Annotated in this window: 10 protein-coding genes; 5 read left to right on the top strand and 5 right to left on the bottom strand. The window is 67.7% G+C overall.

What is annotated here, in order from left to right; translation table 11 throughout:
* Window positions 1-93 precede the first annotated feature (93 nt).
* Complete coding sequence (locus ACZYYX_RS23985; RefSeq protein ID WP_463817128.1) at window positions 94-705, top strand: TetR/AcrR family transcriptional regulator; 612 nt, start codon at window positions 94-96, stop codon at window positions 703-705.
* A gap of 18 nt (window positions 706-723) precedes the next feature.
* On the opposite strand, the gene ACZYYX_RS23980 is transcribed toward ACZYYX_RS23985, so the two are convergent.
* The 3 genes from ACZYYX_RS23980 to ACZYYX_RS23970 are packed head-to-tail and all read right to left on the bottom strand — an operon-like array spanning window position 724 to window position 4,836.
* Window positions 724-2,538 (bottom strand): serine/threonine-protein kinase, encoded by a 1,815-nt coding sequence (locus ACZYYX_RS23980; RefSeq protein ID WP_463817127.1) that lies wholly within the window; start codon window positions 2,536-2,538, stop codon window positions 724-726.
* Window positions 2,539-2,592: 54 nt separating this feature from the next.
* Window positions 2,593-3,729 (bottom strand): fatty acid desaturase family protein, encoded by a 1,137-nt coding sequence (locus ACZYYX_RS23975; RefSeq protein ID WP_463817125.1) that lies wholly within the window; start codon window positions 3,727-3,729, stop codon window positions 2,593-2,595.
* A 15-nt stretch (window positions 3,730-3,744) separates the two neighbouring features.
* A complete protein-coding gene (locus ACZYYX_RS23970) occupies window positions 3,745-4,836 on the bottom strand; it encodes a ferredoxin reductase (protein WP_463817123.1) in 1,092 nt (363 codons plus the stop codon).
* Window positions 4,837-4,892: 56 nt separating this feature from the next.
* On the opposite strand from ACZYYX_RS23970, the gene ACZYYX_RS23965 reads away from it, so the two are divergent.
* Genes ACZYYX_RS23965 through ACZYYX_RS23955 form a run of 3 tightly spaced genes read left to right on the top strand, consistent with a single transcriptional unit; the run spans window position 4,893 to window position 8,144 of the window.
* Window positions 4,893-6,134 (top strand): PucR family transcriptional regulator, encoded by a 1,242-nt coding sequence (locus ACZYYX_RS23965; protein WP_463817121.1) that lies wholly within the window; start codon window positions 4,893-4,895, stop codon window positions 6,132-6,134.
* 46 nt (window positions 6,135-6,180) lie between these two features.
* Entirely contained in the window at window positions 6,181-6,678 is a 498-nt protein-coding gene (locus ACZYYX_RS23960) for a nitroreductase/quinone reductase family protein (RefSeq protein ID WP_463817120.1), read from the top strand.
* A gap of 47 nt (window positions 6,679-6,725) precedes the next feature.
* Window positions 6,726-8,144, top strand: a complete 1,419-nt coding sequence (locus ACZYYX_RS23955) for a DUF2252 domain-containing protein (RefSeq protein WP_463817119.1) — start codon at window positions 6,726-6,728, stop codon at window positions 8,142-8,144.
* A gap of 13 nt (window positions 8,145-8,157) precedes the next feature.
* On the opposite strand, the gene ACZYYX_RS23950 is transcribed toward ACZYYX_RS23955, so the two are convergent.
* Window positions 8,158-9,036, bottom strand: coding sequence for a lytic transglycosylase domain-containing protein (locus ACZYYX_RS23950; RefSeq protein ID WP_463817220.1), 879 nt, complete (start codon window positions 9,034-9,036; stop codon window positions 8,158-8,160).
* A gap of 196 nt (window positions 9,037-9,232) precedes the next feature.
* Here ACZYYX_RS23950 and treS point away from each other — a divergent pair, with 196 nt between their 5' ends.
* Window positions 9,233-11,452, top strand: a complete 2,220-nt coding sequence (gene treS / locus ACZYYX_RS23945) for a maltose alpha-D-glucosyltransferase (RefSeq protein ID WP_463817118.1) — start codon at window positions 9,233-9,235, stop codon at window positions 11,450-11,452.
* Window positions 11,453-11,463: 11 nt separating this feature from the next.
* Here the strand turns inward: treS and ACZYYX_RS23940 are convergent, their stop codons facing one another.
* Window positions 11,464-12,708, bottom strand: coding sequence for a sulfotransferase family protein (locus ACZYYX_RS23940; RefSeq protein WP_463817116.1), 1,245 nt, complete (start codon window positions 12,706-12,708; stop codon window positions 11,464-11,466).
* Window positions 12,709-12,717: the final 9 nt, after the last annotated feature.

Below are 12,717 nucleotides of genomic sequence, written 5' to 3'. Positions count from 1 at the left end.
TCTCGCCTCCTGGGTTGCCGTCGGAACTGTGTGGGTGCTTCAATACGATATGCATCCAATACGGAATGTATCGAGCTAGAAGGGCCGTTTGTCGTGAAGGTCACAGGGACGCCGAGAACCCGCCGGCGCAGCAACACCCGGGCACGGTTGATCGAGGCCACTGATGCGCTCATCGCAGACAGCGGCCGGACGTGGTTCAGCGTCGAGGAAGTGTGCCGCGCGGCCGGTTACACGCGTGGCGCGTTCTACTCCAGTTACGAGGGCATGGAAGACCTGCTCTTCGAGGTCTACGAGCATCAGAACGACGCCCTCGTCGCGCGGTTACGGAACACGGCCGAACCCCTGCTGCGCACCGCGGGCATCCTCGAGACCGACCGCGTGGTGCGGCACCTGCTGAAGGCCGGCGTCACCGATCAACCGCGCATCGCCCTGCACGCCGCTCTGGTCGCCCGGGCCGCTCATCAGCCCGATATCGCCCGTGCGCTGGACGCCCAGGTCGAACGCCTTCGAGAAGGCCTGCAGGAGATCTTCATGGAGATGATCGCCAAGACCGGCCGGACGTTGACCGTCACCCCGGAGGCGTTCACACGCGCGCTGATGGCGGCTCAGGCCGGCGCCTCCGGTCAGTTCCTCAGCGATCGCGCCGCCACTGAGGAAGTTCGCTACCTCACCGCGCTGGCCGTCGTCGAAGGACTGTCGGCGTGATGCTGCGGGCCCGGCGTTCTACCGGGCCGCCTGCACGGTGATCTCGGAGATCGCGGTACGGCTCTTGCCGTCGGTGGTGCCCAATGTGCTGATCCACACCAGGACATTGGACGTGGCGGTGTGGTCCTGGATGGCGATGCGGTTGTGTCCCGGCTGTAGCGGGGTGGTCGGGGTCAGCACCGCGGTATCGGCCAGTGCGGCAGGATTCTCCGACGGCGAGGAGCGGATCTGGACCTCGGTCCCGGTGCTGGACAGGTCGATGGTGACGGCGCTCAACGCCGTCGGTTCGGGCAGGTGCACTATCAATCCCTCGCCCTCGACGAAATTCGGGAAGGGGACGGGGTCGGTGTAGGTGACCGTGGACCACGACGTGTCGGGGTTGCCGTCGATCACCAGTTTCGCCTTGTCGGGATTGTCCGCGGCGCCGGCGGGCGCGAAGACGGTGACCCCGGCCGGCGTGACGATCGGCCCCGAACGTGTCCACAGACCGAAGCCGTCGGTGAACCACGCGACTGCACCCACCGCCACCAGGATCACCCCGGCGAGCGCACCGAGGATCGCCGGCCTGCGCCTGCGGCGGGTGAATGTCGGCTCGTGCTCGGCCGTCTCGAACGCTGCCGTCTCGCGCGACAACCGCGACGACGGCGGCGGCGGGGGCGGCGGGGGCGCCTGGGCCGGGTAGATTCTGATCTCGTCGGCGTCGAGGGTTCGGCCGTCCCAGACCCCGTGCACGTCGACCGTCGCGCCGTCAGCGAGCGGACCAGGCCCGAGCTCAGCACTGACCGCGACGGGAACCGGACTGGGCAGATGATCGGTCGGATCGGTCGGTGTCAGACGGAACGACACCGCCTCGCCGCCGCCACCGGCCCCGGCAGCGCGGTATTTCACCTCATATGCAGTTCCACGCAGCGCCAGATGTTCGAGGCGTTGGGTGGCGGGACGGCCCTGCGGACCCGCTTCCGGCGCCGCGGGGTGGCGTTGCGTGTTCTTGGCTGCTCGGTGTCGACTCGACAGCGCTTCGGCGAAGTCGAGGCAGCTGGGGTACCGCTGATCGGGATCCTTGGCCAGTGCTTTCGCGAGGACGTCGTCGAGGTGCGCGAGATCGGGCCGACGCGCCGAAATGCGCGGAGGTGGTGTCCCCAGATGGTGACCGATCACGACCGCACGATTGGCGTCGTCGAACGGCGGCGCACCGGTCAGGAGGTGGAAAGCGGTGGCCCCCAGTGCATATTGGTCGGCGCGACCATCGAGTGGCTGACCGCGCAGCTGCTCGGGGGCCATGTAGCTGACGGTCCCGATCGCAACGTTGTCGTCGGTGAGGTTGCTGACGTCGTCGATGCGACGGGCGATGCCGAAGTCCGTCAGCAGCACCCGGCGGCGGCGTCCGTCCGATGCGGTCACGAGGATGTTCTCCGGCTTGACGTCGCGATGAAGCAGGCGCCGTTCGTGGGCGAAGTCTAGCGCATCTGCCACCGCCGTCACGGTGTCGATCACCTCGATCTCGGGCATCCCGCGCGGGTAGGTCTGCGCGATCAATCGGCCCGCGTCCGTGCCGTCGACGAAGTCCATCGAGATCCACAGGCGGCCGTCGAATTCGCCCCGGTCGAGCACACCGACGATGTGGGGGTGCCGCAGCGTCGCCGCCATCTCGGCCTCCCGGATGAACCGGGCGCGGAACTCGGTGTCTGCCGTCGAGGTGGACGTGAGGATCTTCAGCGCGTCATGACGAGGTAGGCGGGGATGCTGCGCGAGGTAGACCTCGCCCATCCCGCCGGTGCCGAGCAGCCGCTCGATCAGGTACCCGGCGAATTCCTCGCCCTTGTGCAGCGGCATGCACCGAGCCTACAAACCGGCACGGCTCAGGCCGGCGGCGCCGCCGAGCTGGGCTTACGCCGCGGCGGCGGCGTCGGTCGTCCGCCGTGACCGGCCGAAGTCGTTCGGCAGGGACAGACGGAAGACCTTCTTCCACGCCGATGCCACCTGTCGGGGAAGCGAACCGCTGGTGTAGGTCAGCCCGTACCGTTCGAACAGCTCCTGCACCTTCGGCGCGATCTCCTGGTAGCGGTTGCTGGGCAGGTCGGGGAACAGGTGATGCTCGATCTGGAACGACAGATTGCCAGTCATGAAGTGCAGCAACGGACTTCCTGTGATGTTGGCCGATCCGAGCATTTGACGCAGATACCACTGGCCGCGCGTCTCGCCGTCGATCGACGTCTTCTCGAACGTCTCGACCCCTTCGGGGAAATGCCCGCACATGATGACCGAGTGCGTCCACAGATTGCGGACCGCGTTCGCCGTCAGGTTCCCGGTCAGGGTGGTCAGCGCGGACGGTCCCGACAGCAGCGGATGCAGCAGATAGTCGCGCACCGCGTGCTTGCCGATCTTGGCGAGCACCCGCTTGCCGTTGCGGCGGAACTCCTCGGAGTCCGTCCTGCCCTTCAGATACTTGCCGATCTCGAGGTCGTACGCCGCGATCCCGTACTGGAACATGAGGGCATTGACAGCGTTGTAGAGCGGCTGGCCCAGGTAGAACGGCGTCCACTTCTGGTTCTCGTCGACGCGCATGATGCCGTAACCCAGGTCGTGGTCCTTGCCGCGCACGTTGGTGTACGTGTGGTGGACCTCGTTGTGCGAGTGCTTCCACATGTCCGCGGGCGAGGCGTTGTCCCACTCCCAGGTGGTCGAGTGGATCTTCGAGTCGCGCATCCAGTCCCACTGGCCGTGCATGACGTTGTGGCCGATCTCCATGTTCTCGACGATCTTCGACACGGACAGACCGGCCGTTCCGACGATCCAGGCGGGCGGGAACAACGAGAACAGCAGGATCGCCCGGCTGCTCAGCTCGAGTTTGCGCTGACCGTCGATGACCCTGCGGATGTAGGCTGCGTCGCGCTCGCCGCGGCTGGAGATGATCTGTTCGCGGACGGCGTCGAGCTCCCGGCCGAGATTCTCGATGTCGTCATCGGTGAGATGGGCGGCGGGGCCGGCCGTGGTGCGTGCCGGGGCGAGGGTGGTGGAAGTCATGTCGAATCTCCTTGATCACAGTGCGATTTCGCAGGTGCCCGCAGCGGCGGAGACACAGGTTTGGATCTGAACGTTGTCACCGGGTGAGGCCGTGGTGACGTCTCCGGTGCGGAGGTCGCGAACGGCGCCCTGACGCAGGGGAGCGACACAGCCGAAGCAGATGCCCATCCGGCAGCCGGACGGCATCAGGACACCCGCGGCCTCGCCGGCGTCGAGCAGAGTCTGAGACCCTTCGGCCGCGACGACCGTTCCGGTCTTGGCGAAGGTGACCTCGCCGCCGTCGCCGGCGGTGATGACGGTCGGCCGGAAGCGCTCGGTGTGCAGCCGATCGGCGATGCCCGCGGTGTCCCAGCGGGCCTCGAGGGCGTCGAGCATTCCGGCCGGCCCGCAGGCCCAGGTCTCGCGCTCGGCGACGTCGCCGACCAGATCGCCGAGGCGCCCCATGTCGAGCATGCCGTCGGTGTCGGTGTGCCTCTCCACCAACCGGATTCGGCCGCGGCGGGCCATCAAGCGGAGTTCCCTGCCGAAGATGACGTCGTCCGCGGAGGGGGCGGAGTGCACGACCACGACATCGGCGCGCTCGTCGGTCATGTTGCGCAGCATCCCCATCACGGGGGTGATGCCGCTGCCTGCGGTGAGGAACAGGAGCTTGCTCGGCGTCTGGGTGCCGAGAGTGAAATCTCCTGCGGCCTGGTCGAGTTGGATGACGGTGCCGACGGTGGCCCGACGTACCAGATGGTTGCTGACCGTGCCGTCGGGGATCGCCTTCACGGTGATCGCGATGCAACCGTCCTCGCGGGACACCTCCGAGGTGAGCGAGTAGGCGCGCCACTGGCGGACGCCGTCGACGTCGACACCGATGCGGACATACTGGCCGGGTGTGTGGCCGCGCCAGCTGCGACCCGGCTTGATCACCACCGTGACGGCGTCGCGGGTCTGCGGGTGCACCGCGACGATGCGGCCGCGTAGGTCTGCGCTGGAGCGCAGCGGGTCGATGACGTCGAGGTAGTCGGCGGGGACCAGCGGCGTGGTCACCCATTCCGCGAGCTTGATGACGCGCCCCCGCAGAGTGCCGACAGTTGTCGGGCGGGGTGCTGTTGTGGTCATGACACCACTCTGGCTTGGTCTCGGGTATAAACTCTTGGCTACTGAGCGTGAATTCCATGCTCTTTTTTGTTCGCAGGGGACAGTTGATGGTCGAGCAGGGGCTCCGCTTCACTGGGCTCGACCTGCCGGACGACGTCGCTGCTGCCCTGCAGGCGGTCCTGCCGCGGATGGCCGAGCGCACCGTGACCGCGGTGACAGCCGAGGTGCCCAGCTACGCCGCCGCGTTCAGCGGCCGGATGGGCCAGAACATCGAGAACGCCGTGCAGATGGCCCTCGGTGGCTTCCTGCGGCTCGCGGTGCGCGCGCAGGACACCGACCCGGCAGCGACGCTGACCCCCGCGCTGAACGGCGCCTACGAACTCGGTCGTGGCGAGGCGCGACAGGGCCGTTCCATGGATGCACTGCTGTCGGCGTACCGGGTCGGCGCGCGCGTCGCCTGGCGGGAGCTGTCGGGCACCGCCGTCGAGGCAGGGCTGACCGCGGACACGGTGGCCCGATTCGCGGAGCTGGTGTTCGCGTTCATCGACGAACTGTCGGCGTCCAGCGTCTCCGGGCACGCCGACGAATTGGCGACGACGGGGCGGGTGCGGGAACGCTATCTCGAACGGCTGGCGCGGCAGTTGCTCGATGGCGAGCCGGCAGAGGTTCTGCACGACAGTGCCGAGCGGGCGGGGTGGACTCCGCCGTCCACGCTGACCGCCATCCTCCTTGCGGAGAGCCAAACCCGAGGTCTGGCGGCACGTTTCGGCCAAGCAACGCTGCTCGTCAGCGAAGACCTGCCCGGCGTCGGCGCATCGGACTCGTTGGCAGTGCTGCTGGCCCCCGATCTGGACGTCCGGCATCGCCGCCAACTCCGTTCGGCGCTGCAGGGCCGGCGGGCCCTGGTGGGGCCCGCTCGTCCGTGGATGCTGGTCCAATCGTCGTATCGACGGGCGCTGCGGGCGCGCACGCTGCCCGTCACCGATGACATCGTCGATACCGACGACCACCTGGTCGAGCTCCTTCTCACCGCGGACCGGGAGGCTGCCGAGGATCTCCGGGAACGGGTGCTGGCGCCGTTGAGCGGGCTGAGGCCCACCACCGCCGAGCGGCTGGCCGAGACGCTGAGATCGTGGCTTCTGCATCAGGGCCAACGGGAGGCCGTCGCCGCGGAGCTGTTCGTCCACCCGCAGACGGTGCGGTACCGGATGACACAAATTCGCGAACTGTTCGGCGCCGGACTCGACGATCCGCGAACGGTCATGGAACTCACCGTGGCGCTGGCTGTTCCGACGGGGTTCGAGCCCGGACCGGAGTGAGCTCGCGTCTGCCGTAAGGTCGGCTCAGCTGACCGAGGGGACTGACATGGCTGACACCGACGCCGCCGCGAACACGGCCGACCATCGTGACTGGATGGGCCAGCATCTCACCATGTATCTCGAGTCGGGTGGTGCACAGGGCCACATCGTCGACCTCAGTTCGGTCGGTGGCCGTGCAATGACCACGCACTGTCTGATCAGGTACACAGGACGGAAGTCGGGCAGGAACTACGTCAAGCCGCTCATCTACGGCAACGTGGGCGGGGAGATCGTGGTCGTCGCGTCGAAGGGTGGGGCGGACACGCACCCGGAGTGGTACCTCAGCATCCTGACCAACGAGACCATCGGTGTGCAGATCGCCACCCAGGCCTTCGAGGCCACCTGGCGTGAGCCGGAAGATACTGAGCGCCACAATGTTTGGGAGTACATGAGCCACCTCTACCCGCCCTACATCGCCTATCAGCGGTCAACGAGCCGGCACATACCGTTGCTCATGCTCACGCCGGTGAGGCCGGTCGATGTGTTCACCCCCTCGTCCATCTGATCGGTTCACCTACCGCGGCGCCCGCGACCCGCGCACCATGGAGCCCGATGACGACTGTTGAGCCAACCCGGCACACCGTTCTGGCCGAGACGGACGGCGCGGCGTACCACTCCCTGAGACAACAACCGGTGACGCGAGCAGAGCGCTACGCGCTCGGGAAGAGCCTGCGCAAACGGGTGCCTCGTAAATCACTCGCGGACTGGACCCCTCCCGCCGACAGGCCGGACCCGGTGTACCTCATCGAGGAGAACCATCGCGGCAGGGTGGACCTCCTCGTTCCGATCCGGGTGGGACGCATGGTCGCCTCGCCCTACGGATTCCTGCGCGGCAGCGCCGTTGTGATGGCCGAGGACGTCGCGCATCTGCCCGCCACCGGCATCACGCCGGTGGTCTGCGGCGACTCCCACCTCGGCAACTTCGGTTTCTACGCATCACCTGAACGTGATCTGGTCATCGATCTCAACGACTTCGACGAGGCCCACCCCGGCGCGTGGGAATGGGACCTGCGCCGCCTGGTCGCCAGCATCTGGGTGGCCGGCCGCCACAACGGCTCGTCCGAGGAGGACTGCGGGTGCGCGGTGCGCTCGTGCGTCGCGGCATATCGCAACGAGGTGCGCCGCCTGGCCGACGAGCCGCTGTTCTCGCGGTCTTTCGCTCGCCTCGACGTGGACCGCCTGGCCGGAGAAGCGCACGGGCCGCTGGCCGACGAGGTGCGGCGCTCGGCCCGGCGTGCACGCCACCGCACCAGCGACCGTGCCCTGCCCCGATTCACCGAGGAGGTCGACGGCGTCCGCCAGATCGTCGAGGAGCCGCCGCTGATCACACGCCTGCCCGAGCGGGAAGCCGATGCGCTCGCCGAAGCGCTCGACGACTACCTCCCGACGCTGTCCACGCACTGGCGCCGGGTGCTCGGGGGGTACACCCTGATCGACGTCGCGCACAAGGTCGTCGGTGTGGGCAGTGTCGGTCTGCGTGCCTACGTGGCTCTGCTGGAGGGCTCGTCTCCTGAGGACGTGGTCTTCCTGCAACTCAAGCAGGCGCGCCGCTCGGTCCTTGCGCGGTACGTACACGGCGAATCGGCGTGGCACGCACATCAGGGTCAGCGGGTGGTCGAGTACCAGAAGGCGCTGCAGACGGTCAGTGATCCGCTGTTGGGGTGGACGACGGTCGACGGCCTGCAGTTCTACGTGCGGCAGTTCCGCAACATGAAGGGCACCATCCCGTTGGATGCCATGGACCCCGCAGCGCTCATCGACTACACCGCGGTGGTCGGCCAGCTGCTCGCCAAGGGGCATGCGCGCACCAGCGGGGCGTCGATGATCGCCGGGTATCTCGGCCGCTCGGAGAAGGTGGACAAGGCCCTGTGCGCGTTCGCCCGGCGATACGCCGACCAAACCGAAGCCGACCACGCCGCGCTGGTGGCAGCCGTCGATCGAGGCAGGATGCCCGTCGAGCGCGGCGTGTGAGAGCTGACGAAAGTCAGCGTCCGGCAACAGGTTTCGATGCGAGGTAGTCCGCGACCGGGATCGGCTCGGTGGCCGCGTAGTCGTCGGGTAGCAACACGTCACCGGCGGTGGTGTTGACGTAGACACCCCACTGGAAGTAGCCGCGCAGTCCCGCCGGGTCGGCGGCCAGCACCGTCGCGTAGTCGTTGACCGCCCGCACGTACTGTCGCGAGTTGTTGTACCGGTACAGCGCGTAGTCGCGGTCGCGTGCGAAACCGTTGGCGGCGAGGTAGCGGCCGGCGGCCATGACGGCGTCGCGAGGCGCGTGAATGTCGCCGCCTGCCCCGTACGCCGCGAACGTCGCCGGCATGAACTGCATCGGGCCCTGCGCCCCGGCCGTGCTGACCCCAGCCACCCGTCCGAACGCGGTCTCCACGAAGTTCACCGCCGCCAGCACATGCCAGTCGACCCCGAAGGCCGCCTCCGCCTCGCGGTAGTAGCCCATCAGCTCCTCGACGGGCCGTGGCGCGACGATCCGCCACGCAGGCAGGGTCGCCCGGGGCCGCGCCATGGCCCCGAGTTGACGGCGCGCATCGATGTTGCGGTCATAGGTGCCCAGCAATTCGGCGGGCACGCGCGACCGGGCGAGCGCATCCCACTCGGGATGGCGGGCGAGCAGGCGGTAGGCCGATTGCTGACGGCGGGCGGCCGCCGTGACCAACACGTCGGACGCCGCAGGGTCACGCAGGGCCTGTTCGTCGGCGACGACGCCGTCGGCGAGACCGACCGGTTCGCTCGCCAGCACCCGCGGTGCCGGCGCGACGGCCGGCGGCGGTGCCGAAGTCGTCGCCGCGGGCGGAGTCGGCGCGGACGAGCAGCCAGCCAGCGCACACGTCGCGACGAGCAGCGCCAGGACACGATCGCGCCGACATGCTGTTGTCCTGCTCAGGCCGAACTCCTCTTCTCTCACATCGAGTCGATCCCCGGCCGCCAGTATCGTCGTCACTGGCGATCGCGCCACAGTATGCGTCCGGCGGTTTCCGGCCACGATGCGGTGGCAATACGGGCTGGAATGTTCGACCACGATCGCCACGATGAGGAGGAGATGCATGTCGGAGTTGGAGGTCACCGACGAGGGACACGAGTCGGTCGAACCCACCTACGCCGAGCACCTTCACCCGGCGCGTCCGCGAACGCTGCGGTTCCGGCCGCGGGTCAAGACGCCGTTCGTGCGCCGCTCCGTGGCCCAGGACGGCCCGGCCAACGGCAAGAACCCCGCGTATGTGGAGTGGTTGCGCGCCCAGTCGATGCTGGCCGACGCCAACGAGATCAGCGCGCAGTTCTCGGGTCAGGGTTCGATGTGGCAGAACCCTTTCGCCACGCCGAATCCCCGGGGTGCTGTCGACACCGCGTCGGTGTGGTTCACCGCCTACCCGCTGTCCCTGATCACTCGGCCTGAGGAGTCGTTCCTCAAGGCGATGGCCAGCGAGGACATGTGGAAGGCGTTCGCCGAGATCGGCATCGAGGCCATCCACACCGGCCCGGTCAAGCGCGCGGGCGGCATCTCCGGATGGCAGTACACCCCGAGCGTCGACGGGCACTTCGACCGGATCGGCACGCAGATCGATCCCGCATTCGGCACCGAGGACGAATTCCGGCAGATGTGCGCCACGGCCGCGTGGTACGGCGGCACCATCATCGACGACATCGTCCCCGGTCACACCGGCAAGGGCGCCGACTTCCGGTTGGCCGAGATGAAGTACGCGGACTACCCGGGCATCTACCACATGGTCGAAATCGACCCGCGCGACTGGCACGAGCTGCCCGACGTCCCCGCAGGCGCCGACTCGATCAACATCGACGCGGCCACCGAGGAGTGGCTGGACAAAGCCGGCTACATCATCGGTCGGCTTCAGCGCGTCATCTTCTACGCCGAAGGCGTCAAGGAGACCAACTGGAGCGTCACCCGCCCGGTCACCGGTGTCGACGGCGTCGAACGCCGCTGGGTGTACCTGCATTACTTCAAGGACGGGCAGCCGTCTATCAACTGGCTGGACCCCTCGTTCGCCGGCATGCGGCTGGTCATCGGTGACGCCCTGCACTCACTGGCCGATCTGGGCACCGGCGCGCTGCGCCTGGACGCCAACGGTTTCCTCGGCGTGGAGAAGGCCGCGGCAGAAGGGTCGTCGGCGTGGTCGGAGGGTCACCCGCTGTCGGAGGCAGCCAACCACCTCATCGCCAGCATGGTGCGCAAGGTCGGCGGGTTCACGTTCCAGGAACTGAACCTCACCATCGACGACATCCGCCAGATCGGCGAGGCGGGGGCCGACCTGTCCTACGACTTCGTCAACCGCCCGGCCTACCACCACGCCCTCGCCACCGGCGACACCGAATTCCTGCGGCTGACATTGCGTACCACGCTGGAACTGGGCGTCGACCCCGCGTCGCTGGTGCACGCGATGCAGAACCACGACGAGCTGACCTACGAGCTGCTGCACTGGGAGAACGGGCACCGCGACGACGTCTACAGCTTCCGGGGCGGGGAAGTCACCGGCGAGCAGATCGCGGCCAGCGTGCGCAGCGACCTCGTCGCGCATCTGACGGGACCCGACGCGCCGTACAACCGCACCTTCACCACCAACGGAATCGCCTGTACCACAGCGTCTGTCGTCTGCGCGGCGCTCGGTGTTAAGGATTTCGACGAGATCGACGACATCGATCCCATCCGGCGCGCCCACCTGCTGCTCGCGATGTTCAACGCGCTGCAACCAGGAGTGTTCGCGCTCTCGGGCTGGGATCTGGTCGGGATGCTGACGCTGCCGGTCTCCGACGTCGCCGAGTTGGTGGCCGGGGGCGACACCCGCTGGATCAACCGCGGCGCACACGACCTGATGGGCATCAACCCGTATGCGCGTCAGTCCATCGCGGGAATGCCGGTGGGCCGCAACCTGTACGGCCCGATTCCGCAGCAGCTCGCCGACGAGACCAGCTTCATCCGCCAACTGCAAGCAATTCTGAAGGTGCGCTCGCACTACGGCATCGCGACCAGCCGCCAGCTCGACATCCCCGAGGTGTCGCACCGCGGCATGCTGGTGCTGGTGCACGAACTCGAGGGTGACGGGCGCTTCCAGCTCACGGTGCTCAACTTCGCCCAGGAGCAGATCGCCGGCACCGTGCGCTCGGAGCATCTGCCCCCGGGTGCGGTGGTGTCGGACATGTTCAGCGGCAACGAGATCGCGACCGTCGACGATCTGCACAGCTTCGCCACCGAGATGCCGCCGCTGCACGGGATGTCGCTGCTGGTGGAAGCCCCCGCTGTATCGGAATGAGCGGGTAGTGATCAGGTGAGAAAGCGCTCGGTGTAGCCACCGAATCGGGTGGCGAGTTCTTGCTCGTCGAGCCCGAACATCGCGCTGGTGCAGGCCACCCGGCCGAATCGATTGCGTTGGTGCGCAGCCAGATAACTGTCGATGGAGGTGCGTGCCTCGTCGGTCATCGGTTCGCCGGCGAGCCCGTACACGCGCTCGGCGACACCGCGTTCGTCGGTCATGAACGACTCGAAGTCGACATCGGTCGACTGTTCGGGACCCAGCACGTCGCGATCGCGCACCAACGCAGCGAGCATCTGTTCCAGACGATCGGTCCACGACGTGGCGATGGCCTGCACTGGCGGTGCGGCGCTGTACATCCGGGCGGTGTAGGCGACCATCGCGACCATGGAGACCGCCACCGGAACGGGATCGCGGTGCGTGCACACCACGACGGCGCCGGGGAAGACGCGCTGTAGCACGGGGAGCTGCTCGAGGTGCTGCGGAGATTTCAGCAGCCAGCGGCGTCCGCCGCGGAGGAACTGCATGGCCTTGAGCTGCGTGCGCAGATACTCGTAGTGCGGCGTCTGATCGTGGGCGAGGTAGTAGTCACGCCAGGGCGGTACGTGCGCGAGCGTCTCCATCAGCATCGTGGAGAAGTCGTTGGCCAGCAGCTGGATCTCTTCGTGCACGTGCTCGCTCGTCATCTCGTGCATGGCCCGGAAGTGGGGGAGCAGCAGGTCCATCATCGACACCGCCATCTCCATGCGGGCCACCCGCGGGTCGGGTTCGACACCGATCTCGGCCGGTGCGGGAAACGGTTCGGCGCTTTCCCAGTACGGCATCGTGCGGAATGTCGGGCCGGCGGCGAGCATGTTGTGCAGGTGTGTGGTCCCGGTGCGGGGTAGCCCCGCGATGACGACCGGCGGGGTCAGCTCGATGTCGTGGATCTCGGGGTGTCGGCGCAGGAGGTCGGTGAGCAGTAGCCGGTTCTTCAACCACTGCGAGAGCTGGGCGAAGAAGTTCACCCGTCCGCAGTCGTGCATGTCGTCCAGGCCGGCCAGCGCGCCGAGGTAGACGTCGAGGCGTTCCCGGTAGTCGTCGGCGCCGAAGTCGTCGAGACCGGTCGCATCCCGCGCGGCTGCGTGCAGCGCGTCGGACGTGAGCGCGCAGCCATCGGCGACCGAGGCGATCATCTCCCGAACCTGTTGAGCCTCAACGCTATAGCACGGTGCAGCCAGGTCGGTCAGCTCGATGACTGCAGGTGTGGTGTGCATCACAGGCAA

Source organism: Mycobacterium sp. IDUB_1 (genome assembly GCF_055419625.1).
The sequence above is the reverse complement of the archived record's forward strand: the minus strand, read 5'-3'. Positions and strand labels throughout refer to the sequence as shown.

Excerpts from the sequence above, each read along its gene's own strand:
- ACZYYX_RS23980 (WP_463817127.1), bottom strand. The coding sequence starts at position 2,538 with ATGCCGCTGCACAAGGGCGAGGAATTCGCCGGGTACCTGATCGAGCGG.
- ACZYYX_RS23940 (WP_463817116.1), bottom strand. The coding sequence starts at position 12,708 with ATGCACACCACACCTGCAGTCATCGAGCTGACCGACCTGGCTGCACCG.
- treS (WP_463817118.1), top strand. The coding sequence starts at position 9,233 with ATGTCGGAGTTGGAGGTCACCGACGAGGGACACGAGTCGGTCGAACCC.
- ACZYYX_RS23960 (WP_463817120.1), top strand. The coding sequence starts at position 6,181 with ATGGCTGACACCGACGCCGCCGCGAACACGGCCGACCATCGTGACTGG.
- ACZYYX_RS23970 (WP_463817123.1), bottom strand. The coding sequence starts at position 4,836 with ATGACCACAACAGCACCCCGCCCGACAACTGTCGGCACTCTGCGGGGG.
- ACZYYX_RS23975 (WP_463817125.1), bottom strand. The coding sequence starts at position 3,729 with ATGACTTCCACCACCCTCGCCCCGGCACGCACCACGGCCGGCCCCGCC.
- ACZYYX_RS23965 (WP_463817121.1), top strand. The coding sequence starts at position 4,893 with ATGCTCTTTTTTGTTCGCAGGGGACAGTTGATGGTCGAGCAGGGGCTC.
- ACZYYX_RS23955 (WP_463817119.1), top strand. The coding sequence starts at position 6,726 with ATGACGACTGTTGAGCCAACCCGGCACACCGTTCTGGCCGAGACGGAC.